We start from the raw sequence: 22,778 nt of genomic DNA, 5'->3' as shown, positions 1-22,778 counted from the left end.
AGAGACGAACCCGCCGCATGCAGTCCGCGACTGCCGCCACATACGACAACGCCGGCCGCATCTGCGACCGGCGTCCTCATGGTCGGACCGCCCGCTCAGCGCGCCGGCGGCGCCTCGGGCGCAGCGGCTGGTTCGACGGGCGGCGGATTCGCCACCCAGATCGCGACGCCACTGGCGTACTTCTGCTGCGGACTGATGTCGACGCCCACGCCGGCCGAGGAGAACGAGCGGCCACCGCCGCGTCCCAGCCCGCCACCGACGCTGACGCCGCCACTGCGCTGGCCATCCGCAGTGCCCTGGAACAGCACGCCATTGGCGCCGAGCTTCGCCGCCTCGTTGCGCAGCTTCTGCAGCACCGAGTCGACCTTGTTCTGCTCGCCGTAAGTCAGCGCACCGCTGCTGGTGTTGAGGATGGCGATCTCCTCGTACTGGCCCGGCGGCGGGCCGTGGTAGATGCGCACCTGCGCCGGATCGATGGGCGCACGCGGCGTGCCGGTCAGGACATGGGAACTGGCGCAGCCAGCCAGCAGGCCGACGCCGAGCAACAACGGGAGCAGACGGGAAACGCGCATCGGGGCATCCTCGTGGCGGGTGCGGCCATCATGCGACGGCCGGCGTGAATCGGGATTCATGGCGCTGAAGGACGGCGTTCCGCAGTCCGCGACCGCTCAGCCCATGCCGCCATTGATGCCGATGACCTGGCCGTTGATGTAGCCGGCCGACTCCGAACACAGGAACGCGACCAGGGCCGCCACTTCATCTGGCGTGCCCGCGCGCGCAGCCGGCACGATCTGCTTGATCATCTCGTCCGGAAACGCGTCGTCGGCCATGCTGCCGGCGATCACGCCGGGCGCCACCACGTTGACGCTGATGCCGCGGCTCGCCATCTCGCGCGCCAGCGATTTCGACGCCCCGTGCAGCGCGGCCTTCGCCGCTGCGTAATTGGTCTGGCCGCGATTTCCGGTCACGGCAGCCACCGACGACACGCTGACGATGCGGCCCCAGCGTTTGCGCGCCATCGGCAGCAGCAGCGGCTGGGTCACATGGAAGAAGCCGTGCAGCGACACATCGATGACGCGTTTCCACTGCGCCTCCGACATGCCGGCCATCGGCGCGTCGTCATGGATGCCGGCGTTGTTGACGATGACCTGGATCGGCCCGGCTTCGAGCAGTGCATCGAGCGCGCGGCGCGTGACCGCACCGTCGGCGACATCGAACGCCACCGCCTCGGCGTTGCCGCCCTTGGCCACGATGTCGGCAACCACGGCTTCGGCACGCGCAAGGTTGCCGTTGGCGTGGACGATCACATGCAGACCGTCAGCCGCGAGACGGCGACAGATCGCGCCGCCGATGTCGCCGCTACCGCCGGTGACGAGCGCGCGACGCGCGGGTGTGCTGGATACGGGATGTGTCATGTGGAGATTGTAGCGGGGCACGCGCGGCGGTCACGCCGGGAGCGGGTCCACGGATTTCGCTGCGCGCTCACCATCCTGCGGCCAGGTGCGGGATGCGCAGCGCTTTGCAGACGGGCGAGCGCGCAGCGAAACCCGTCGCGGTCCACCCACGCACAGGACAGACAGCGTCAGCTCACGCGGCGTCCCGCGCCGGGCCCAGCATCACCGCCGCGCGCCCTTCCGCGAGCAGCACGCCGTCGCTTGTGATCCGGAAGGCGTACTGCTGGCTGTCTTCCGATTCGACCAGTACCTCGGCGACACATTCGAGCTCACCGGCGAGATCGTCGATGCGCGCGACATGCAGCTGCACGCCGCGCAGCGCGACCAGCATGCCGGGCCGCACAGGTGCGCCGCTGTCGCGGGCACGCAGGCCCCCATGCACTGCCATCGCCTGCGCCCCGTACTCGCACAGATGCAGCGCGCGCAGCTGGCCGTCGCTGCGCAGCGGACTGGCCGGATCACGATGGCTCGTGCTGCGCAGGGTCACGCGCGCGTCGTCCCAGGCGGTGACCGCATCCCACAGGCACATCGCGCCCTGGTGCGGAATCATCGAGAGGATCGTGTCGCGATCGACGTGGCTCATACGAGAGGTTCCGGTTCGGCGCGTGCCGCCTCGATCGCCGCACGTTGGCGCGCGACCAGCAGCGACAGCACGAAATTGAACACCACGCCGAGCGCCACCGTGCTGCCGATCGCGCGCAGCACCGGAATCGACGACAGCGCGAGCAGGCTGAACACCAGCAACGTCATCAGGCTGCAGACGAGGATCGCGTGCAGGGTGCGGATCTGGTCCTGGCGGCTGTCGCCGGCGTGTTCGAAGAACAGCGCGTAATCGAGCCCGAGACCGGCGGCGAGGATCAGCGCGACCAGATGGAACAGCGTCAATTCGACGCCCATCAGACGCAGCACCGCGACGACGACCAGCAAGGTCAGCAGCGTCGGCAGCAGCACGCGCCAGACCCGGCGTGGACTACGCAGCGCGATCCACACCGTGGCGATCAGCAGTACCAGCGCAACCGCCATCGCCGCGAGCACGCGGCCGCGGTACTCGATGACCAGCGATTCGGACGCGTCCTTCATGTCGAGCAGGCGCACGTCGACATCGGGCGTGCTGGCCTGCGACGCGAGCGCGACGACATCGGCCGGATCGTCGAGACCGCTGAGCGACACGAGTGCGGTTGATCGGGCCTCGCTTTCGAGCAGCAGGCCGGCCACCGCGGTCGCCAGCGGCGAGCCTTCGAGATCGGCGCGCGTCAAAGGCGCAGCGGCCTTGGCGCGTGCGACGTCCTCGACGAAGGGCTCGAACACGTCGTCGTTGAACGCGGAGTCCGTCAACGCATCGGCGAGCATCGCGCGCAGCGCCACGCTGTCGGGCAGCGCGGCCTGACGCGCACGTTGCGTGTCGGCGCCGGGCAGATAGCGCGCCGCCATGTCGTAGCCGTCGAGCCGGCCATCGGCGACCAGCGCGTCGAGCGCCGGCCGCAACGCGGCGGTCGCGCCGAGCGCGGCGTCGCTGTCGGCAGACTGCGCGACCAGCACGTAGCGCACGTCGGGCGCGCCGAGTTCTGCGCGCAGTTCGGTGTCGCGCTGCATCGAGTCGGGATCGACCGGCGTCAGCTTCGACAGATCGTTCTGCCAGAACGCGCCGGGACTGAAGGCGATTGCGGCGACCGCGCCAACGGCCAGCACCGCCAGTGTCCACTTCGGCCGCGGCAGCGCTTCGATCCGGTGCCACAGACGCTGCAGGCGCGGTGATTCGGCGAGATCCGGCGGTGACGGATCGACCAGCCCCGGCAGCAGATAACGCGTGGTCAGCGCGGCGACACCGAGCGCGAAAATCGTGAACACCGCGAGCTGGCGCAGACCGTCGACGCCCGAGAACAGGAAGGTCGCATAGGCGATGCAGGTTGCGACGACGCCGGTCGACAGCGCCGGCCACAGCCCGCGCACGTTCTTCCACGGCGACAGGCCGGCGCGCTGGTGGCTGAAGAAGTGGATCGGATAGTCCTGCACCACGCCGATCAGGGTGAAGCCGAACGCGATCGTGATGCCGTGCACGCCGCCGGGGAACAGCAGCGCGACCGCCGTGAGCCCGGCGATACCGGCGCTCGCGAGCGGCAGCACGCCGAGCAGCGGCATCTTCCAGCTGCGGTAGGCGACGAGCAGCAGCAGGATCAGGCCGATGGTGTCGACCAGGCCGATGCGCTGCGCTTCGGCCTGCGTGCGGCCGCCGATGTCGACCGAGAACGCGCCGGGGCCGACGACTTCAAGCGTCGCATCACCCTCGCCCGCCTGCTGCGCGAAGGTGTCGCGGATCGTGCCCACCGCATCGAGCTGGCCGGTCGGATCGAAGCCCGCGGCGCGGGTCTCGACCAGCAGCAGCGCCTGCGCGCCGGCCTGGTCGAACCACACGTCATGCAGCCGCTGCGGCGCGCCGGCGGGCTGCCAGGCTTCGGCGAGCGCGAGCACTTCCAGCGTCGGATCGGACGGAATCAGCGGCTCGACCAGCCCGGCGGCCGGCGAGCCGAGATCCTGCAGGCGCGCATCGAGCGCATCGCGCAGGGTGTCGGCATCGAGCGGCGCATCATCGAACGTCGACGTCAGCAGATAGCGATAGGGCAGCAGCTCCTGCGGAAACGCCTCGAGCCCGGCTTCGCCACCATTGGCGACGAGGGTGTAGCGCGGATCGCCGACGAGTGCGTCGTGCAGCGCACGCGAACGTTCGGCGAGCGCTTCTGGCGCGTCACCGGAGATCGCCAGCATCAGCAGGCGCGACCCCGGGCCGTCGCCGAGCTCCTCCATCAGCAGACGCTGTTCGGGCGTGCGCGCGTCCGGCAAAAAGCGCCGCAGGTCGCCGCTGAATTCCAGTTTCGCCGCGGCGATCCAGCCCAGTGCGAGCAGCGCCAGCAACCACGCGACCGCCAGCGTCAGCCGCAGGCCGGGACGCTGCAGCAGTGAATCGCGGAATCCGGTGCGCCCGCTCAACGCGGAACGTCGTGGCACAGCCGCTGCGCGGCTTCGAGCGAATCCACGGTGGCCGCGGCGGTGGCGGCGCTGCCGAGCAGGGTCGGCTGCGCATCCCCCTGCTTCGGCCGCGTCTCGATGCAGCGCAGTTCGGCGTCGCGGCCGCGCAGCACGATGCCGCTCACACGTGTGGCAGTGCGCGGATCGCGCGGGGTCAGGGTCAGCGTCCAGTCGGCCGGCACACCGTCGGCTTCGAGCGCATAGACCGCTTCCAGCGCCTTGCGGTCACCGGCGAGCAGTGCGCCGAAGCTGCCCTGCAGCGCGGCGAGTTCGGGCACGCGAGACAGCGAGAACGTACGCGGGCTGCGGCCTTCGCGGGCGATCGTCGCCTCACCGGCGCGGATGGTCGTGGTTTCCGCATACGGCACACGCACTTCGCGCACCAGCGTGTCGCTGTCCGGCCGGCGGTACTCGCCCGACAGCTGCAGCGGGCGCTTGAGCATCGAGGAGACGCGCAGTTCGACGAACGGCGTGGCAGTGGCGCCGTGCTGGGTCAGGCGCTGCAGGATCCAGTCGGCATCCACGGTGCGACCGGTGGGGATCACCGGCGCGGGCACGCGGTCACGCGACTGGTTCGCGCGCGGCGCGGGATCAGCGGTCTGCGCCGCCGCCCATGTCGGCAGTGCGAGCAGCATCGCCAGCAGCAGGCAGGGCGCCGGCCACGGGCGCAGGGACGTCGCGCTTGTCATCGGCACCTGTCCAGAAGTCATAGAAGTTGAACCAGTTGTAGGGGGCACTGCGTGCGTGATGTTCCAGACGCGCGGCGTAACGGTGGATGAGCGCGGCCACGCCGGCCTGGCGTTCGCGGCGCGGCAGGTCGATGCCTTCGCTGAAAGGTTCGAAGACCAGGTCGTAGCGATTGCCACCACGGTACAGGCCGAAGGCCAGCATCACCGGCACCTTCAGCACCGACGCCAGCAACCACGGCGCGACCGGGAACGGCGCGGGTGCACCCAGGAACGGCACCGGCATCGTCACGCCGCCCTCCTGGCTGCGATCGACCAGCAGCGCGACCATCGCACCCTGCGCCAGCCCTTCCTGGATCGCCAGCGCGACCGCCGGGCCGCTCTCGCCGGCATCGATCACCGTCGCGGCGACTTCGGGATTCAGCGCTTCCAGCAATTCGGTCATCGCCCGGCCGTGCGCGCGGTCGAGCACGACCCGGATCTTGTAATCGGGACGCTGGCTGGCGAGCACGCGCAACACTTCGAAGCTGCCCAGGTGCGAGCCGAACAGCAGCACGCCGCGACCGGTGTCGAGATGTCGATGCAGGACATCGAGTCCCTGCGGATGCACGTCGAAACGACGCGTGTTCTCGCTGAGCAGGAACAGCCGGTCGAGGATGGTCGCAGCGAAGGTACGGAAATGCCGGGCGACCTCGCCCAGCGTCGCCGGCCGGCCGAACATGCGCGTCAGATACTTCCGCGAATCGCGACGCTCGGGCCCGCGGCGGAGCATGAAATACAGCGCGATCGGATGCAGCAGGGCGCGCGCCGGCGCGCGTCCGCAACGCGAAGCGAAGACCAGCAACGTGCGCAGCGCGAGCCGCCCGCCGCCTTCGCGGCGCGCCTTCCACGCAGCACTCATGCCAGCGCGGGACCGTCGCCGACGAGCTCGCCGCTCGCGAGCAGCACCCCGTCGCGTTCCACCCGGAAACGCCAGCGCGACACGCCGTCACGGTGGGCGTCGTCGAGGACGATCTCCGCCTGTTCGCCCGGCAGTAGCGGCTGCACGAACTTGACCTGCGGCAGGCGCAACGCGCCCTGCGGGCCGTGCGCAGCCTCGACCGCAGCGACCACGCGATCGAGGATCACCACACCCGGCACCAGCGGCTGGCCCGGGAAATGCCCCGGCAGGCAGGGATGCGAGGCGTCGATGACGAACGTATGCGACGCCATCGTCAGCGCCTGCCGAGCATCGCGGCCACGGCGTCCTGCGCCTCGCGCGCAACCGCTTGACGGCCGGCAGCGCCGATGCGGCCTTCGACGCGGATCGGCGGTCCCACCGTTGCCCGCATCGGACCCCGGCAGGTGCGGAAGAATCCGGTCGGCGGCAGCACCCGGCCGGTGCCGTGCAGGGCGATCGGCAGCACATCGACGCCGGCATCGATCGCGGCCTGGAACGAACCCGACTTGAACTCGCCCATGCGGCCGTCACGCGAACGCGTGCCTTCGGGAAACAGGCACAGCGACTGGCCCGCGCCCAGCAGGCCGGCGACCTGGCGCCGCAGCAGCGGCCCGGCCCGGCGGTCCTCGCGGCTGATGAAGAGCATGCCCGTGGCGCGCGCATACCCGGCGAGGAATGGCACGCGGCGCATTTCCTCCTTCAGCAGGAAGCGCAGCGGCACCGGGACGCTCATGAACAGCACGCAGATGTCGAGCAGCGATTCGTGGTTGGCCACCACCATGTAGGGGCGGTTCCAGTCGATGGCATCCGCGCCTTCGACCGTCAATCCGCCGGCCGGCCCGACCAGGCCCGGCGCCCAGTGGGTGCGCGCCATCTCCAGCGCCAGGTCAGGCCGGCCCGTCAGCGCCTGGCGGACCAGCGACACGCTGATCCAGCCCGCCGTCCATAGCAGGGTGTACAGGCATTCGAGGACGTTGCGCGTGCGTGCGGACAGGGCCGCGAACGCCGCCGCCCCGTTTGCGGCACGGGTCTGTCGGTATTCCATGTGCGGATAGGATATCCCGTGTGACCGCCGTACATCGCGCCGGATGCGTTCAGCAAATGCCGCGTCAGCGCAGCAGATCGCGCCAGAACACCGGGCCCAGCCCGGCGAGCTTGCGCAGGAAATCCAGAAATCCGGCGTAGCGGCCCGGGAAGCGGCGCTTGCGGAACGCGAACTCGACAACGAAGAACCCGCCGATCACGCTGTAATTGAGCAGGTTGGCCCACAGCGACCACTGCTCCTGGGTGATCGGCAGCGGCGATGCCACACCCACGCTCTCCAGCAACCCCGCCGGACTTGCGATCAACGCGAGCATCAGGTTGGCGCCGGCCATCAGCAGCAGCACCCCGGCCCAGGCCGCGGTCAGATTGCGGGTGTAGCGGCGCAGATCAGGCTCGAGTGCCTCGGGGCCGTTGCCGCCTTCGATACCCAGCACGATGCGCGTGATCAGCGGCACCGAGCCTGCGCGCAGGGTGCGTGCGAACAGCCAGGCGATCGCGACCACGAACACCACCGGCACCAGCAGCAGCGGCAGCGCGGCGTGCCCGGCGGCATACAGCGCCCACGCGCCCCAGGCCAGCAGCGGCGTGGCGACGAACGCCCACGGGCGACGGGCCAGCAGCGGTTCGATGACCACCATCGCGATCAGCAACGCCAGCGCGCCCAGCGCGAGGCCGTCGTGGTGCCAGCGACTGGCCAGATGCGCCAGGGCCGTGTAACCGAGCCCCAGCAGCAATTGCAGCAGCAGGATCAAGTGGTGCGGTGCTGCTCGATGTGCGCAGACAGCGCGCGCAGCGAGGCGAAGATCTGCCGGTTCTCGTCGTTGTCCGAACGCAGCTGAAAGCCGTAGCGCTTGCTGACGGCCAGCGCGAGTTCCAGCGCGTCGATCGAATCCAGGCCCAGGCCGGCGTTGAACAGCGGCGCCTCGGGATCGATGTCGGCCGCCTGCACGTCCTCCAGGTTCAGGCTCTCGACCAGCAGGTCGGCGAGCGCGCGTTCGGCTTCGGTTTGGGCGGACATCGGGACTTCCGTGGAATGACAGGGGTGCCACGATCCGGCATCGGAACCCCGCGCGCAAGCACTCCCGGCCGGGATGGAGGCTTGCCGTTATGATGCGCGCCTGCCCGCCGCCCATTTCAACCGGATGACACCCACGCCGCAGGCGCCTGCGCCTCCCAATGCCGATGGACCCGACCGCGATGTCGACGTGGTGGTGATCGGCGGTGGCCCGGCCGGCAGCACCGCGGCCACCCTGCTCGCCCGGGCCGGCCATTCGGTCGTGCTGCTCGAGAAGGACGCGCATCCGCGGTTCCATATCGGCGAATCGCTGCTGCCGATGAACATGCCGATCCTGGCCGAGTTGGGCGTGCTCGACCAGGTCCGCGCGATCGGCGTGCACAAGGCCGGCGCCGACTTTCCGATGCCCGACGACGCGACGCGCAGCCACGTGTTCCATTTCACCCGCGCGCTCGAGCCCAAGTCCGACTATGCCGTGCACGTACGCCGCGACCAGTTCGACCAGCTGTTGTTCGCGCATGCACAGGCCCATGGCGTGGAAACGCACGAGCGCACGCGCGTGGTTGACATCGCATTCGGCACCGACGGTCGCCCGTCGCGCGTCGAAGCGGACGGCCCGGACGGCGCGCGCCTGCGCCTGCGGCCGCGCTACGTCATCGATGCCAGCGGCCGCGACACCTTCCTGTCGTCGAAGCTCGGCACCAAGCGCAAGAGCCGCACACACCAGTCGGCCGCACTGTTCAGTCATTTCCGCGGCGTGCGCCGGCATCCGGGCGCGGACGCCGGCAACATCACCATCGCGCGGTTTCCGCAGGGATGGTTCTGGCTGATCCCGCTGCCCGACGATGTGATGAGTGTCGGTGCGGTGTGCTTTCCCGAGTACCTCAAGCAGCGCAGCACCGACAACGGCCGGCTCGACAACGAGGCCCTGCTGATGCGCACCCTGCAGGGCAATCCCGCGGTGTGGGCGCGCATGGAAGGCGCCGAGCGCATCGCGCCCGTGCACGCGACCGGCAACTATTCCTACGGTGCCACGCGCATGTCCGGCCCCGGCTGGCTGCTGGTCGGCGACGCCTACACCTTCGTCGATCCGATTTTCTCCTCCGGCGTGTTCCTCGCTATGGACAGCGCGCGCCGGGGTGCGGCGGTGGTCGATGCGGCGCTGCGCGTGCCCGAGCGCGAAGCGTCGTTGCAACGCGCGATGCAGGCGCGGCTCAAGCGTGGCCTGCGCCACTTCACCTGGTTCATCCACCGCTTCAACACCCCGGTCATGCAGCGCCTGTTCGCCGCGCCACGCAACGACCTGCAGGTGGAACAGGCGGTGATCTCCATGCTCGCCGGGGACGTCTTCGACAATGCCGCCGTGCGCTGGCGGCTCTACGTCTTCCGTTTGATCTACGCCATCAACGCCGTCGCGATCGCGCCGCAGGCACTGCGCGGCTGGTTGACCCGGCGCCGTCAGGCCGCCACCGGCTTCCGCGGCGACACCCTGCACGAAGGCAACCCATGAGCCGACCGGCACCGCTCCATCCTGAAGTCCTCCCGCGCCTGCGCGTCGACTATGTCGACGACACCGCGCCGGCCGACCTGCTCGCGCAGCCCGACGTGCTCGCCGTGTTCGGCTTCGGCGACGCCGCGCCCGTGCTCGACGATCCGCGCTGGCTGCGCGTACCGCTGCAGCCCTATGGCCCCGCGCCGCTCGAGGTCTGGCGGGGACAGGCCCCGGTCCATCACGGCCGCGATGGCGACATCGCGTGGTCCACCGACGGCCACCTGTTGTTCGGCGCGATCGAGGTCGACGAGCCCGAAGGCCATACCGGCCAAGGCGACCACAGCGGCATCCTGCTCGCTGCCGAGCACGCCTATCGCGAGCTGACCCGCTTCATCGGAGGCGGCGAATTTCCGCACCTGCTGCGGATCTGGAACTACCTCGACGCGATCACCCACGGCGACGGCGATACCGAACGTTATCGCCAGTTCTGCGTGGGTCGCGCGCGCGGCCTGGGCACCTTCGACACCTCCCAGCTCCCGGCCGCCACCGCGATCGGCCGCTGCGACGATGCACGCACCATCCAGGTCTACTGGCTGGCCGCGCGTCTGCCGGGCATTCCGGTCGAGAATCCGCGCCAGGTCAGCGCCTACCAGTACCCGCGCCAGTACGGTCCGCAGCCGCCGAGCTTCGCCCGCGCGATGCTGCCGCCGGCCGGCAGCGCCATGCCACTGATGCTATCGGGCACGGCGAGTGTGGTCGGCCACGCCTCGCAGCACGAGGGCGAACTGCTGGCCCAGCTCGACGAGACCTTCGTGAACTTCGATGCGCTGATCGCCTCCGCGCGCCGCCACCGCCCGGATCTGCCGGCCGAATTCGGTCCCGGCTCGCGGCTGAAGATCTATGTGCGCGATGCCGCCGATCTGCCCACCGTGGCCGAGGCCTTCGACGCACGCTTCGGGGATCGCCTGCCGCGCGTGGTGCTGCATGCGGCGATCTGTCGTCGCGAGCTGGCGCTGGAGATCGACGGCGTCCACGACATCGGCTGAAAGCCGCGTTGCACGCCATGTGGGATCGCGCTTGCGCGCGATACTCGGGGAAGGCGTTGCCTGATCGACGTGATCGACGCCGACGCTGTATCGCGTTCGCGACCAAGGTCGCGCCTACAACGACGTTCATTCCCGCATGCGACGCGGCGTCGCAGCCCGTCCCAGAGGCGCGCGCGTAGAATCCGCGCCATGACCCGACTCGATACCCGCATGCGGCGGATGCGCCGCGACGACTTCTCGCGCCGGCTGATGCGCGAATCCACGCTGACCGCCGACGATCTGATCTATCCGGTGTTCGTGCACGAGGCCGACGGCCGCGTCGCGATTCCGTCGATGCCCGGCGTCGAGCGCCTCTCGATCGACGACCTGCTGCGCGTCGCCGAAACCGCGAGCGCACTGCGGATTCCCGCACTCGCGCTGTTCCCGGTCACCGCACCGGAGGCCAAGTCGCTCGACGCAGTGGCCGCGTGGGATGACGACGGCCTGTGCCAGCGTGCGATCCGGGCGCTGAAGTCGCGCTTCCCGGAGCTGGGCGTGATCACCGACGTCGCGCTCGATCCCTACACCTCGCACGGCCAGGACGGCATCACCGACGCCAGTGGCTATGTCGTCAACGACATCACCGTCGATGCCCTCGTGCAGCAGGCGCTGAGCCACGCCCGCGCCGGCGCCGACGTGGTCGCGCCCAGCGACATGATGGATGGACGCATCGGCGCGATCCGCGACGCGCTCGAAGCCGACGGCCACGTGCACACGCGCATCCTCGCCTACGCCGCCAAGTACGCCAGCGCGTTCTACGGCCCGTTCCGCGACGCGGTGGGCTCGTCCGGCGCGCTCGGCAAGGCCGACAAGTCGACCTACCAGATGGACCCGGGCAACTCGGACGAGGCGATGCGCGAGATCGCGCAGGATCTCGATGAAGGCGCGGACATGGTCATGGTCAAGCCTGGCATGCCCTACCTCGACATCGTGCGCCGCGCCAAGGACGAGTTCGGCGTGCCGGTGTTCGCCTACCAGGTCAGCGGCGAGTACGCGATGTTGAAAGCCGCCGCCGCCAACGGCTGGCTGGACGAGCGCAAATGTGCGCTCGAAGCCCTGCTGGGCTTCAAACGCGCAGGCGCGAACGGCGTACTGACCTATTTCGCACTCGACGCCGCACGCTGGCTGCGCGAGGGCTGAGGACGGCGGCCGCCGCGTTCTAGTTCGACGGCAACGCCCGGCACCTGCCGGGCGTTCTGCTTGAGGCACACCGGATACCGCGACGGCTCCCATCGACGAGGCAAGGCGCATCGCGGCCACCGCCGTTTAGCCTCCGCCCCACCAAAGAAAACGCCCGGGCAAGCCCGGGCGTTTTCTTACGACTTGAAGCGAGGGATCAGTTGACCGTCAGCACCACCGGAGCGGCCGCCTTCGGCGTTGCGGGATCGTTGCTGGTCACGCACAGGTGGCCGACGTGGCGACCCGCGCCCAGACCGGCCGCGCTCACCGCCAGACGATTGGCCTGGCTCGCGCCCCCCTGCACCGTGCCCGAGGCAGGCGTCACTGCACCAAGCCACGGCGCACCGCAGGTCACTTCACCCAGGATGCGCAGGGAGAGGCCGCCGAACGAGGTGTTCGGCGTCCAGGCAGTGGCAGTGGTGGCATTGGTGGCGGACAGGGTCATGAAGCGGCTGTCGCCCGCTGCCGTTGCGAACCACGCCCAGCCGGTTGCATACGGACCACGTGCGTAGGTCACCAGCCAGTAGCGTCCAGCCGGCAGCACCACGTTCTGACCGGCCGCGGCCAGGTTCAGGCCGTAGTTGGTCCCCGACACGCTGACGCCGGCACCGTTGAGGGCACTGGTGTACTGCCACGCGGCCGCGCCGGGCGCCGTGATCGGATTGCCTGCAGGCAGACCGTTGACGTCCGGGTAGATCGCCCAGCCGAGGCTTGTGCTCGTCGAGGTGCCACCCACCGCGAAGCCTTCGTTGAACAGCGCGGTGATGCGGGTCTCTGACTGCAGCACGAAGTCGTCTGCCGCGAACTGGGCGAGCGGCGTACCCGCATCGGTGCGGTGCACGCTGCGGAAGCCGTTGCCGATCGCGCCGCGCAGACGCTCGTCGACCTTCAGCGCACCGCTGCCGGTGTTGGCCACCGCGTAGGTCAGCGGCGAGCCGCCCGTGTTGGCAACCGAGCCCACCGCGGTTCCACTGCGGCCTGCCGCGAGTGCCAGCGTGATCGCATCGGGCAGCTTGACCACCGGCGCCTGGATCGCGATCGCGATCGGCAGCGTCAGCGGTGTGCGCTGCACGCCCAGGATCGGGCCGCTCGACTCCAATCGCATCTCGCCGAAGCTGAAGCTGCCGTTGGCGGCCATGCCGCGGGTATTGACCGTGATGCGGACCGAGGCGCTGCCGCCCGCCGGCACCTTCAACATTGAAGGCACAGCCGTGGCGTTGACGCCCGTGAAGCTCACGCGCCAGCTCGATGCACTGCCGTGCGGATTGCGGAACGTGCGTACGAAGCTGCAGCTGGCGTAGCAGTTGCGGCTCGCCATGCTCGGCTGGTTGAGGGCGGACACATCACCACCCAGCGCCGGATCGGCCGCCAGGTAGTTCGCCTTCGTTTCGTGCATCACCAGCCCGGCATTGATCGCACGGTCGACCTGGATGCGACCACTGCCCTTGTCGAACGGCGTGCCCAGGGTGACCTGGTCTTCCTTGAACACTTCGGTCTTGGCGGTCAGCGCGAGTGCGGACTTGATCTCGGGCACCGTCCAGGTGGGACGCGCTTGACGGATCAGGCCTGCAGCGCCCGCCTGGTGCGGCGATGCCATCGAGGTGCCGTTGTACAGATCGACCGCATTCTCGAAACCGGTGATCGTGGTGCCCGCGATAACGGCGAGGATGCTCACGCCGGGCGCGGTGACGTCGGGCTTGACCAGATCGAACGCGCCCGCCGGACCGCGCGAGCTGAAGGCACCGAGCGCGTCGGCGACATTCGGCAGCACCAGCGGCGGGTACTGCACGCCGGCGGTCGCAGCCGGATTGGCGGCCACGAAATCACGCAGCGTGTTGGCATCGGCCTGCGGCATGCCGAACACCGGAACCGTGGCACCGGGCGCCGACGGAATGATGGCGCCGGCGGCGTTGTTGGCGATGACGACCGCGACTGCGCCTGCGTTCGCAGCGTTGATCGCCTTGTCCGAAAACGGGCAGGTGCCGCGGCGGACCACGGCGATCGCGCCCTGGAACGTGTTGGCCGGGTACGCCACACAACCGTCGTTCGGGCCGTCAATACCGCTGCTGACGCGCAAGGCAGTCGTGCCGGGAATCGTTGCGTTGAAGGCGACGCCGCCGGTGCCTTCTTCCACCAGCACCGGACGCAGCGACTCGGGCACATTGCCCGGGCCGGTCACGTCGAGTGCGAGCGCGAACGAACCGCGACCATGCTGGGCGGCTGCCGTCGACGACACCCATGGCTCCAGGTGACCCATGGTGTTCGGACCCGGACCGCTGTTGCCGGCCGACGACGCCACGAAGATGCCCGCATCGGTCGCATTGAGGAACGCCAGCGACACGGCTTCGGTCCACGGCTGCGCGCCGCCACCGACCGAGTAGTTCAGGACATCGACGATGCCATCGGCGATGGCCTGGTTGACGGCTGCGACGGCCGAGTTGTTCGGGCACAGGCCCTGGCCGGTCGCGGTATTGGTGTAGCAGATGTCGTAAGCGACGATGTTGCCGCGCGGCGCGACGCCGGAGATCCGGCGCGTATTGCCGCGGAACAGCACATCGCGGCGGTTGCCGGCAACGGTCGAGGCCACATGGCTGCCGTGTCCGTTGGTGTCGCCGAAGCCGGGTTCTTCGCGCACGTTCGGCAGGCCGCACTGGTTGCCGGGCGCACCGCAGACGAAGTTGTAGCCGCCGATCAGCTTGTCGTTGCAACGCCCCGCATCGACTTCACCTGGACGGCACGTGCCGAGATAGGTGCCGGCGCCCAGGGGGTTGATGTGCTGATAGCCGTCGATCGGATCGACCGCCGCGAACGACGGCGCGCCGAAGTTGATACCCGAATCGAGGATGCCGTAGACGATGCCCTCGCCCTGGAACTGGCCGGTCGCGCCTGTCCAGGTGCCGTCCCAGACGGCCTCGGAACCGATCAGCTTCGGGCCGGTGTCGGTGTCGAGCACGTACTCGCGGTACGCCTCAACCAGTTGCACGTCGGGCAACTGCGCGATGCGCGTGGCTTCGGCCGTCGTGAGTTCGACGACCACGCCGTTGAGCGCGTGCTGCATGCGGTATTCCACATCGATCGGGCGGCCCACGCGCAGCGCCATCGCGCCGACGAGATCGGACTGGCGACCCTGCAGATAATCGACGTAATGGCGCGCACTCGCGCTCTTGACGTCGAGACGCGACTTGCCGCGTGCATCCGTGCGACGCGGGGGCGCGGCGAGGCCCGTGATCCCGCCCTTGTAGCCGGCCAGGGCAGGCTCCTCAAACACCACGATGTAACGCTCGGGCGTACCGGACGACAGCGCCGGCGCCGCAGGCGTGGAGACGCGACCACCGGCTGCGGTCGCGACGGACGCGTCGGCGGCGGTGGCACCGAACAGCGAGCCGACGCCGGCCTTGGCGGAATCGACCGCACTCCCGATAGCGGGAACGCGGGACGGGAGCGCGGTACTCGCGACCGCGACGATGGCGAGGCCGAGCAGGGCCGAAGCCACTCCGACCTTTCGAATGCGTGACATGGATGTATCCCCTCGTGATGGACCTGCCAGACATGGAACGACGATGCCGCCCAACTGCCGACTGCATCGACACCCTTCCCTCCGATGGCGGGCGAGCCCCCCTGCCAGACCACCCATCAGCATGTGACGTTGTATACGACTTTCTGACGCAGCAGGGCATGCCCGCGCCAAATTCCTGCGCCCGAGGTGCCGTGCTGCGACGCTGGCGTCGCGCGGCGCAGCTAGACTGCGCCGACGCCAGCCCGGCGCGCCGCATTCAGAGATTTCCATGTCACCTGCCCGCCTCGCCGTATTCGGCCACCCGGTTGCGCATTCACTGTCGCCTCGCATCCATGCCGCGTTCGCTGCGCAGACCGGGATCGCGATCGCCTACGAGGCCATCGATGCAGCGCCCGACGCATTCGCCGATGCCCTGGCGGCCTTCGCTACTGCGGGCGGGACCGGGGCGAACGTCACGCTGCCGCTCAAGGAACTCGCGCACGGCCTGGCCTCGACGCGCAGCGCGCGGGCCGACCGCGCCGGCGCGGTCAACACGCTGGTGCGGCAGGGCGATGCCTGGCATGGCGACAACACCGATGGCGCGGGCCTTGTCCGGGATCTCACCGAGCGGCATGGCCTCGATCTGCGAGGCCGCCGCAGCTTGCTGGTCGGCGCTGGCGGCGCGGCGCGCGGTGTCGCACCGGCGTTGCTGGAGGCCGGCATCAGCGAACTCTATGTGGTCAACCGCACCGCATCGCGCACGGACGCATTGTCCGACGCGCTGGGCGAGCCCGGGCGCGTACATCCGCGCTATCTCGAACAGCTTGGCGAGCTGGGCGAGTTCGAGCTGATCGTCAACGCGACCTCGGCCGGTCGGGGCGGCGCCATGCTGTCCTTGCCGCGCTCGCTGGTCGGCGTGCGCACGGCGGCGGTGGATCTCAGCTATGGCGAAGCGTCGGTGCCCTTTCTGGCCTGGGCACGCGCGCACGGTTGCCGCGATGCGATCGACGGCCTCGGCATGCTGGTCGAGCAGGCCGCCGAGAGTTTCGCGCTATGGCACGGCGTGCGCCCGGAGACCCAGGCGGTGTTCGAGGCGCTGCAGTCACAGAGCGCTCTGCTGGTTAATGCAGACTGAGGGGCGATGATGCGCATCCAAGACATTCTGCTGGTGGTCGCCGGCGATCTGCCGGTTCGGCTGCCGGTGTTGATCGCACTGGTCGTCGGTCTGGCGCTGGTGGCACAGCGCCGCACCTTGCCCAAAGCGTCACGCACTCTGGGACTGATCGGCTTCGGCGTGCTGCTGCTCATGCAGCTGCTGAGCATGTTCGCCTTTCCCATGCTGCAGATGTACATCGTCAGCGCGGCGATGCCGACCGAGCAGATGCAGATGATGTTCACGCTGCTGACGGTGCCACTGGCGCTGCTGCATGCGACCGGGCTGGTGTTGCTGGCCCTGGCGATCGTGCGCAGCGCGCGTTGAGCCATCGTGCAGTGCCGCGACGGTTGCGCGGCCTGCTGCATCGCGCCTTCGATCACGTCACCGATTCCCGGCATGCCGCACGGCAAGCCCGCCGGCGTGGCGTGCGTGCAGCTCGATGCACAGTTGCGCTGCCGCTTGTTCGGGCGACCGGAACGGCCTGCAGTCTGTAGATCACTGCGGCCCGCGATGGACATGTGCGGAGATTCGCGCGAGGCAGCATTCGCGACGCTCGAAGAACTCGAGCGGATCACGACGCCCTGAAGCGCATCGGCGTATCGCCTGCGTCTGCGCTGCGGGTCTTCGAATGATGCAGGGTGTGTCCGCACACACGAAAAGGGCGGCCTGAGCCGCCCGTCCGTGACACTTGGCGATATCTCAACGGCCCTTGCGGACGTCGTCGCTGGCCTTGCCGACCGCGCTCTGGACCTTGCCGGCGGTCTTCTGCGCCTTGCCGGCCACTTCCTTGGAGGTGTTGCCCGTGACCTTGCCGGCGACTTCCTTCGCGGTGCCCTTGACCTGGTTCTTGATGCCTTCGCTGCGGTTCTTGTCCACGTTGCGGTCTCCGACCTGCTGGATTGCAGGGTGCGAACGATATGCGCCGCGCTTCGCCATGCCGAAGTGAAGAACCCGCGTGCAGGTGCACGCGGTGGTGGAAACGTTCAGTCGTTACAGGATCGGCGCGCCGCCGGTGATCGCATAGCGGCCGCCGCTCATGTAGCTCGCTTCGTCCGAGGCCAGCAGCACGAAGATCGGCGCGCATTCGGCGGGCTGCCCCGGCCGCTTGAGCGGGACCTGTGAACCGAATGAAGCCACTTCATCGGGCGGCATCGTCGAGGGAATCAGCGGCGTCCAGATCGGTCCGGGTGCCACCGAGTTCACGCGGATGCCCTTCTCAGCGAGCAACTGCGCCAGGCCTGCGCTGAAATTCGCGATCGCACCCTTCGTCGCCGCATACGGCAGCAGCGTCGCCTTGGGCTTGTCGGCGTTGATCGAACTGGTGTTGATGATCGATGCCCCGGGCTTCATGTGCGGCACCGCGGCCTTGCACAGGTGGAACATTGCGCTGACGTTGACCTGGAACGTGTAGTCCCACTTGTCGTCGGGAATCTCCTCGAGCGATTCGTAGCTCATCTGGTAGGCGGCATTGTTGACGAGGATGTCGATGCGTCCGAAGGCATCGACGGTCTTCTGCACGATCGCACGGCAATGCGCCGGCTCGGCAATGTCGCCGGGAACGAGTTCGCAGCGCCGCCCGGCGCTTTCGACCAGGCGCTGCGTCTCGCGCGCGTCTTCGTCTTCGTTGAGATAACTCACCAGCACGTCGGCACCTTCGCGTGCATACGCAAGCGCAACCGCGCGACCGATACCGCTGTCGCCGCCGGTGATGATGGCGACCTTGCCCTCGAGCCGGCCGCTGCCGCGGTAGCTGTCCTCGCCGTGGTCGGCGGGCGGATCGAGTTTCCTCTCGACGCCGGGGACGTCCTGTTGCTGGGCAGGCTGGTTCATGGCTGATGCTCCTGGGTGCGGGCCTGCCACGCTCGCCCCGATGTCGTCGAACGACCGTGAAAGCACGTGCATTGATCGCGACCTCGCGTCTGCAATGCGCACGCGCGCGCACCGCACGCGACTGATACGTCACGGACACGTGACCGAATCCTTACATCCCCGAAACACAACGCTAAGGTTCGCGTTGCTCTAATCCGCGACCGCGCCTGAACAGGCGCGATCAAGGGCGAGGTGGCATGGCTGCCGGTGGTGTCCGGCGGCGCGTGTTCCGCGCGCGGTTCGACGTCTCCTGCACGCGAATGTGTCCAGCCCGTCTCGACATTCCGCACCACAGAGGCTCCTTCCGCACGATGACGTCCGCTCCCGATCCCCACGCCCGCACCAGCCACCGCATGGCGATGGCCACACTCGCCGCTGCGATTCTCGCCACGCCTGTGTTTGCACAGACTTCGCCTGCACCTGTCTGTGATCCCGATGCGCCGATCCCCGGTTGCACACCGGCCGACGCTGACACGCCATCCAACGCGCCTGCAACCGAAGACGCCAGCGTCGACACACTCGATGCCGTGCAGGTCCGCGGCGTCCGTGCCAGCGTCGCCGGCGCGCTCGATGCCAAACGCGCCTCGCCGCAGATCACCGATTCCATCGTCGCCGAAGACATCGGCAAGCTGCCCGACAACAGCGTCGCCGCAGCGATGCAGCGCATCACCGGCGTGCAGGTCGCACGCGGCGGCGCCGAGGTCGGCACGGTCCTGGTGCGCGGCCTGCCGAACGTGGTGACCACGCTCAACGGCCGCAACATCTTCACCACGACCGGGCGCGGCGTCGCGCTGGCCGACATTCCCGCCGACCAGCTGCAGCAGGTCGACGTCTACAAGACCAGCGGCGCCGAGCAGATCGAAGGCGGCATCGCCGGCGCGGTCGACATCCGCCTGCGCCGTCCGTTCGATTTCGAGGACGACAGCACCGTCGCCGGCAGCGTGTCGTCGCTGTATGCCGACCAGGCGCGCGAAACCGCGACCAACGGCAGCCTGACCGGCAGCACGCAGTGGGACACGGGTGTCGGCCGCATGGGCGTGCTGGGCGCGGTGTCGTACCAGGAAACACCGTATCTCGAATCCAATACCTTCCACGGCACCTACGACCGTGTCGAGAATCCACTCGACCCGTCGCGGCAGATCCTGGTGCCCTACAACGCCGGCAATCTGCAGGCGCAGGGCCTGCGTCGACGCAAGGCGGCCAATGTCGCATTCCAGTGGCAGCCGAGCGAACGCACCGAACTCTGGGCCGACGGTTTCTACACCGGCTACCGCAACCGTCCGCGCGTGAATTACTGGATGCCCTTCCCGGGATCGCTGTCGCCGCAGAACACCGAAGCGCTGTCCACCCGTCCCGGCACCGACATCCTGCAACGGATCGAACTGCGCGACAGCGACGTGCTGTCGAGCACGCAGGCGCACGAGAACAGCTCCGACACCTGGCAGGCCGCGCTGGGCGGCAGCTGGAAAGGCGAGCGGCTGAAGCTGTCGACAGAACTGGCCTACACCTACAGCGAATCCGACAACCGTTCGATGGTGCTCGACGCCATCACGACCGTGCCGCGCCTGATTGTCGACAGCAGCGACGGTGTGCCGTTCACGTCGGCGACCAACGCCGACGGCAGTGCCATTGATGTCACCGATCCTTCCGCGTATCTGCTCAGCCAGTACTACGACAGCTGGAGCCGCCAGGAGGGCGACGAATGGGCATGGCGCGGCGATGCCAACTTCGCGTTCGACAGCGGCATCGTCAGTTCGATCGATGCCGGCGTTCGGCTCGCACGACGCCAGGCCTCCAACATCGGGGGCGACCCGGGTGCCCAGGACAACCTCAGCGGCGCGGCGATCCGGATGTCCGATATCCCGGGCCTGTCGCAACTCTCGCCGGGCAACATCCTCGATGGCGATCGTGATGTCGGCATCCATCGCTGGGTGGGCGCGAACCGCGACTTCCTGCTCGGCAACACCGCGCTGATCCGCCAGGCGATGGGCCAGTCGCCGGAACGTCCTGGTGCGAACCCGGCGATGTACTTCGACAACCGCGAAGACAACGACGCTGCCTATGTGCAGGCGAACTACGGTTTCACGCTGGGCTCGATTCCCGTCGATGGCCGCCTGGGCGTACGCCATGTACGGCTGGAGCGCGCGCTCAACGGCACCTCGCTGGTGGACGGCGTGGAGACGCCGGTGCAGAACACCAGCGTACGCACCGATTGGCTGCCGAGCTTCAGCGCAAACCTCTCGCTGCGCGAAGACCTGATGCTGCGTGTGTCGCACAGCCAGTCGGTGTCCCTGCCGCAGTTCGCCGACCTCAATCCGCAGCTGGCACTGTTTGAATCCACCGACACCCTGCCCGCACGTGGCAGCGGCGGCAATCCGGATCTGGCGCCGGTGGAATCGAAGAACTTCGATGCATCGCTGGAGTGGTATTTCCAGGACAACGCGCTGCTGTCGCTGGCGGCCTTCCATCGCGATGTCGACGGCTACGTACAGATCTACGCCGAAGACGAACGCATCGACGGCACCACGTACCAGATCACGCGTCCGCGCAATACCGGCAGCGGCACGCTGCGCGGCGTCGAGGTCGGTTACACGCAGTTCTACGATTTCCTGCCCGGCGCGCTCTCGGGTCTTGGCACGCAGTTGAACGCGACGTGGATCGATGCGGAAGCCGAATCGCCAGAAGGGGTGATGCAGCCGCTGGCGAACGTGTCACGGCGCGCCTGGAACGCGGTGCTGATGTACGAGTACGAGGCCTTCTCCGCGCGGCTGGCCTACAACTGGCGCGACGACTACGCGGTGAGCTTCAGCGCATCGGGCGATCAGCCATCCGAGGTGTTTCACGGGCCGGAGAAGTTCGTCGACCTCGCGTTGAACTACGCGATGGACGACAACATCACGGTGTTCATGGAAGCGACCAATCTGCTCGGCAGCAAGACCCACAACTACTTCGGCAGCCCGGAGTTCCTGCGCGACCGCGCGTCGCCGGAGCGCACGTACATGCTGGGTGTCCGCTTCCGGCTGTGACGGACGTGGCGCCGTGTCGCGGCATTGATCGATGCCGCGACACGAGCGTCAGGCGCTGGCGAGCGTGGCGCGTGCGGTGGGGTGCATGGCCTGCAGCGGCATCGCGAACGCCAGCCGGCTACCACCGGGCGTCGGCGTGACCGCAAGCCGGCCCGCATGGGCACAGGCGATCTCGCCGGCGATGAAGAAATCCCAGGCGCGCGGCCCGCGAGTCGGGCCGCCCGGGGCCGCGGACGTGTCGGCCACGCGGCCGAGGTCCTCGTCCGACAACACCAGCCCGGGCGCTTCAACGGCAAGTATCAGGCTGCCGGCCGTGGTCGTCGCCTCGATCGACACGGCCGCGTCCGCAACGACGTGCCGGAGCACGTTGAGCGCCAGATTCACCAGCAGCTGACCCAGACGCGCGGGGTCGCAATCGACATCAGCATCGATCCGCACGGCCGTCACCAGGACGCGCTGCGGATAGGCGCTCACGACCTGCGACAGCACACGTTGCAACTCAGCGGCCAGCGTCGCCGCTGGGGTCCGCACCAGGGGCGCGACCGGGACCAGCTTGTCGTGCGCGAAATCGGCGATGCCGCCCACCAGCGCCGCCATCCGCCAGAGATTGGCCTCCATCGCCGCGACGCGCTCGCGGGTATCGGCATCGAGTCCCGGCGTGGTCTTGATCAGATAGGCGTCCATGACCAGCGCCTGGATCGGTTCCTTGAGATCGTCGCTGACCTCGTTAATGAAGCGCTCGCGCAGCTTTGCCACGTCCAGCGCGGTATGCAACGCGGCCTGGCTGAGCGCATAGCGCTCGTCGCTCTCGAGCTGTTCGCCGATGAGTTCGGCGAACAGCTCCATCATCTGCAGGGTTTCCGGCGCTTCCACCCGGGACGGCAGGGGATCGATCGCGCACAGCGTGCCGAAGAACGCGCCGCTGGCCCGATGGATCGGCACCGAAATGTAGCTTTCCAGACCGTAGAGGCGTGGCGTGTGGTGCTCGGCGAACTCCGGATTCGTGCTGGCATGGCCGAACACCACCGGCTGGCGATGCTGGCGGATCTCGTCGCAGATGGTCGTCCGCAGTTCCAGCTCGCCGCCAGCCTGCAGGCCGAACGCCACCTCGTCGCGCACCGCGCAGGCAATCCAGCGGCTATCGGTCACCCGCGCAACCGCGGCGAAGCGCAGGCCGGTGGTGCGGGTGATGACTTCGAGGATTTTCGGCACAGCGGCAATGCGGGTGATTGCATCGATATCACGCTGCACCTGGTTCGGAACGTCCATAAGACCGGCAGCCGACAGGGATGCGCCAGCCTACGCTGGCGGG

At 68.6% G+C, this 22,778-nt stretch carries 21 protein-coding genes; 7 read left to right on the top strand and 14 right to left on the bottom strand.

What is annotated here, in order from left to right; all coding sequences use genetic code 11:
- Nucleotides 1-95: 95 nt before the first annotated feature.
- The 10 genes from J2X52_RS03180 to J2X52_RS03135 form a co-directional block, all read right to left on the bottom strand.
- The gene (locus J2X52_RS03180; protein ID WP_310148520.1) at nucleotides 96-572 is read right to left on the bottom strand and encodes a hypothetical protein; all 477 of its coding nucleotides are present in this window, start codon (nucleotides 570-572) and stop codon (nucleotides 96-98) included.
- 96 nt (nucleotides 573-668) lie between these two features.
- A complete protein-coding gene (gene fabG / locus J2X52_RS03175; RefSeq protein ID WP_310148517.1) occupies nucleotides 669-1,415 on the bottom strand; it encodes a 3-oxoacyl-ACP reductase FabG in 747 nt (248 codons plus the stop codon).
- 172 nt (nucleotides 1,416-1,587) lie between these two features.
- Nucleotides 1,588-2,037, bottom strand: coding sequence for a phosphotransferase (locus tag J2X52_RS03170; protein ID WP_310148514.1), 450 nt, complete (start codon nucleotides 2,035-2,037; stop codon nucleotides 1,588-1,590).
- On the bottom strand, nucleotides 2,034-4,439 hold the full coding sequence (locus J2X52_RS03165) for an MMPL family transporter (protein WP_310148511.1): 2,406 nt from the start codon (nucleotides 4,437-4,439) through the stop codon (nucleotides 2,034-2,036). The genes J2X52_RS03170 and J2X52_RS03165 overlap by 4 nt, the downstream gene beginning before the upstream one ends.
- Entirely contained in the window at nucleotides 4,436-5,167 is a 732-nt protein-coding gene (locus J2X52_RS03160; RefSeq protein WP_310148508.1) for a LolA-related protein, read from the bottom strand. Before J2X52_RS03160 ends, J2X52_RS03165 begins: the two co-directional genes overlap by 4 nt.
- Nucleotides 5,070-6,065, bottom strand: a complete 996-nt coding sequence (locus J2X52_RS03155; RefSeq protein WP_310148507.1) for an acyltransferase — start codon at nucleotides 6,063-6,065, stop codon at nucleotides 5,070-5,072. The genes J2X52_RS03160 and J2X52_RS03155 overlap by 98 nt, the downstream gene beginning before the upstream one ends.
- Nucleotides 6,062-6,376: a hypothetical protein gene (locus J2X52_RS03150; RefSeq protein WP_310148504.1), complete on the bottom strand. Its 315-nt coding sequence runs from the start codon at nucleotides 6,374-6,376 to the stop codon at nucleotides 6,062-6,064. Before J2X52_RS03150 ends, J2X52_RS03155 begins: the two co-directional genes overlap by 4 nt.
- Before the next feature lie 2 nt (nucleotides 6,377-6,378).
- Nucleotides 6,379-7,149, bottom strand: a complete 771-nt coding sequence (locus J2X52_RS03145; protein ID WP_310148501.1) for a lysophospholipid acyltransferase family protein — start codon at nucleotides 7,147-7,149, stop codon at nucleotides 6,379-6,381.
- Nucleotides 7,150-7,213: 64 nt separating this feature from the next.
- Entirely contained in the window at nucleotides 7,214-7,897 is a 684-nt protein-coding gene (locus J2X52_RS03140) for a ketosynthase (protein WP_310148839.1), read from the bottom strand.
- Entirely contained in the window at nucleotides 7,897-8,166 is a 270-nt protein-coding gene (locus J2X52_RS03135; RefSeq protein ID WP_159680767.1) for a phosphopantetheine-binding protein, read from the bottom strand. Before J2X52_RS03135 ends, J2X52_RS03140 begins: the two co-directional genes overlap by 1 nt.
- Before the next feature lie 124 nt (nucleotides 8,167-8,290).
- Between J2X52_RS03135 and J2X52_RS03130 the strand changes: the two genes are divergently transcribed.
- The 3 genes from J2X52_RS03130 to hemB all read left to right on the top strand — a co-directional run bounded on the left by J2X52_RS03130 (nucleotide 8,291) and on the right by hemB (nucleotide 11,880).
- Entirely contained in the window at nucleotides 8,291-9,673 is a 1,383-nt protein-coding gene (locus tag J2X52_RS03130) for an NAD(P)/FAD-dependent oxidoreductase (protein WP_310148497.1), read from the top strand.
- A complete protein-coding gene (locus tag J2X52_RS03125) occupies nucleotides 9,670-10,701 on the top strand; it encodes a pteridine-dependent deoxygenase (protein ID WP_310148494.1) in 1,032 nt (343 codons plus the stop codon). Before J2X52_RS03130 ends, J2X52_RS03125 begins: the two co-directional genes overlap by 4 nt.
- Before the next feature lie 189 nt (nucleotides 10,702-10,890).
- Nucleotides 10,891-11,880 carry a porphobilinogen synthase gene (gene hemB / locus J2X52_RS03120; RefSeq protein WP_310148491.1) on the top strand — a complete coding sequence of 330 codons (990 nt, stop codon included), beginning with the start codon at nucleotides 10,891-10,893 and terminating at the stop codon, nucleotides 11,878-11,880.
- A 196-nt stretch (nucleotides 11,881-12,076) separates the two neighbouring features.
- Here the strand turns inward: hemB and J2X52_RS03115 are convergent, their stop codons facing one another.
- Nucleotides 12,077-15,436, bottom strand: a complete 3,360-nt coding sequence (locus J2X52_RS03115; RefSeq protein WP_310148488.1) for a S8 family serine peptidase — start codon at nucleotides 15,434-15,436, stop codon at nucleotides 12,077-12,079.
- 268 nt (nucleotides 15,437-15,704) lie between these two features.
- On the opposite strand from J2X52_RS03115, the gene aroE reads away from it, so the two are divergent.
- From aroE to J2X52_RS03100, 3 genes are read left to right on the top strand one after another with little or no spacing between them, the layout of a single operon-like run.
- Nucleotides 15,705-16,550 carry a shikimate dehydrogenase gene (gene aroE, locus J2X52_RS03110; protein WP_310148486.1) on the top strand — a complete coding sequence of 282 codons (846 nt, stop codon included), beginning with the start codon at nucleotides 15,705-15,707 and terminating at the stop codon, nucleotides 16,548-16,550.
- A 9-nt stretch (nucleotides 16,551-16,559) separates the two neighbouring features.
- The gene (locus tag J2X52_RS03105) at nucleotides 16,560-16,895 is read left to right on the top strand and encodes a hypothetical protein (RefSeq protein ID WP_310148483.1); all 336 of its coding nucleotides are present in this window, start codon (nucleotides 16,560-16,562) and stop codon (nucleotides 16,893-16,895) included.
- 6 nt (nucleotides 16,896-16,901) lie between these two features.
- A complete protein-coding gene (locus J2X52_RS03100; RefSeq protein WP_310148481.1) occupies nucleotides 16,902-17,156 on the top strand; it encodes a YkgJ family cysteine cluster protein in 255 nt (84 codons plus the stop codon).
- 114 nt (nucleotides 17,157-17,270) lie between these two features.
- Here J2X52_RS03100 and J2X52_RS03095 read toward each other — a convergent pair whose 3' ends face one another.
- Both J2X52_RS03095 and J2X52_RS03090 read right to left on the bottom strand, forming a co-directional pair.
- Nucleotides 17,271-17,447: a CsbD family protein gene (locus J2X52_RS03095; protein WP_310148479.1), complete on the bottom strand. Its 177-nt coding sequence runs from the start codon at nucleotides 17,445-17,447 to the stop codon at nucleotides 17,271-17,273.
- A gap of 114 nt (nucleotides 17,448-17,561) precedes the next feature.
- A complete protein-coding gene (locus J2X52_RS03090) occupies nucleotides 17,562-18,401 on the bottom strand; it encodes an SDR family oxidoreductase (RefSeq protein ID WP_310148477.1) in 840 nt (279 codons plus the stop codon).
- Nucleotides 18,402-18,751: 350 nt separating this feature from the next.
- Between J2X52_RS03090 and J2X52_RS03085 the strand changes: the two genes are divergently transcribed.
- Nucleotides 18,752-21,466, top strand: coding sequence for a TonB-dependent receptor (locus J2X52_RS03085; protein ID WP_310148474.1), 2,715 nt, complete (start codon nucleotides 18,752-18,754; stop codon nucleotides 21,464-21,466).
- A gap of 48 nt (nucleotides 21,467-21,514) precedes the next feature.
- On the opposite strand, the gene J2X52_RS03080 is transcribed toward J2X52_RS03085, so the two are convergent.
- A complete protein-coding gene (locus J2X52_RS03080; RefSeq protein WP_310148470.1) occupies nucleotides 21,515-22,735 on the bottom strand; it encodes a GAF domain-containing protein in 1,221 nt (406 codons plus the stop codon).
- Nucleotides 22,736-22,778 lie beyond the last annotated feature (43 nt).

The organism is Luteimonas sp. 3794 (assembly GCF_031456825.1).
Classification (GTDB): Bacteria; Pseudomonadota; Gammaproteobacteria; order Xanthomonadales; family Xanthomonadaceae; genus Luteimonas.
Note: the sequence above shows the minus strand (reverse complement) of the source record. Positions and strands in the feature narration are given on the sequence as shown.

Bases quoted from the DNA above. Each gene is read 5' to 3' on its own strand.
- hemB (WP_310148491.1), top strand. From the start codon at position 10,891: ATGACCCGACTCGATACCCGCATGCGGCGGATGCGCCGCGACGACTTC.
- J2X52_RS03105 (WP_310148483.1), top strand. From the start codon at position 16,560: ATGCGCATCCAAGACATTCTGCTGGTGGTCGCCGGCGATCTGCCGGTT.
- J2X52_RS03180 (WP_310148520.1), bottom strand. From the start codon at position 572: ATGCGCGTTTCCCGTCTGCTCCCGTTGTTGCTCGGCGTCGGCCTGCTG.
- J2X52_RS03080 (WP_310148470.1), bottom strand. From the start codon at position 22,735: ATGGACGTTCCGAACCAGGTGCAGCGTGATATCGATGCAATCACCCGC.
- J2X52_RS03130 (WP_310148497.1), top strand. From the start codon at position 8,291: ATGACACCCACGCCGCAGGCGCCTGCGCCTCCCAATGCCGATGGACCC.
- J2X52_RS03135 (WP_159680767.1), bottom strand. From the start codon at position 8,166: ATGTCCGCCCAAACCGAAGCCGAACGCGCGCTCGCCGACCTGCTGGTC.
- J2X52_RS03150 (WP_310148504.1), bottom strand. From the start codon at position 6,376: ATGGCGTCGCATACGTTCGTCATCGACGCCTCGCATCCCTGCCTGCCG.
- J2X52_RS03090 (WP_310148477.1), bottom strand. From the start codon at position 18,401: ATGAACCAGCCTGCCCAGCAACAGGACGTCCCCGGCGTCGAGAGGAAA.
- J2X52_RS03085 (WP_310148474.1), top strand. From the start codon at position 18,752: ATGACGTCCGCTCCCGATCCCCACGCCCGCACCAGCCACCGCATGGCG.
- J2X52_RS03125 (WP_310148494.1), top strand. From the start codon at position 9,670: ATGAGCCGACCGGCACCGCTCCATCCTGAAGTCCTCCCGCGCCTGCGC.
- J2X52_RS03145 (WP_310148501.1), bottom strand. From the start codon at position 7,149: ATGGAATACCGACAGACCCGTGCCGCAAACGGGGCGGCGGCGTTCGCG.
- aroE (WP_310148486.1), top strand. From the start codon at position 15,705: ATGTCACCTGCCCGCCTCGCCGTATTCGGCCACCCGGTTGCGCATTCA.
- fabG (WP_310148517.1), bottom strand. From the start codon at position 1,415: ATGACACATCCCGTATCCAGCACACCCGCGCGTCGCGCGCTCGTCACC.
- J2X52_RS03115 (WP_310148488.1), bottom strand. From the start codon at position 15,436: ATGTCACGCATTCGAAAGGTCGGAGTGGCTTCGGCCCTGCTCGGCCTC.
- J2X52_RS03160 (WP_310148508.1), bottom strand. From the start codon at position 5,167: ATGACAAGCGCGACGTCCCTGCGCCCGTGGCCGGCGCCCTGCCTGCTG.
- J2X52_RS03155 (WP_310148507.1), bottom strand. From the start codon at position 6,065: ATGAGTGCTGCGTGGAAGGCGCGCCGCGAAGGCGGCGGGCGGCTCGCG.
- J2X52_RS03170 (WP_310148514.1), bottom strand. From the start codon at position 2,037: ATGAGCCACGTCGATCGCGACACGATCCTCTCGATGATTCCGCACCAG.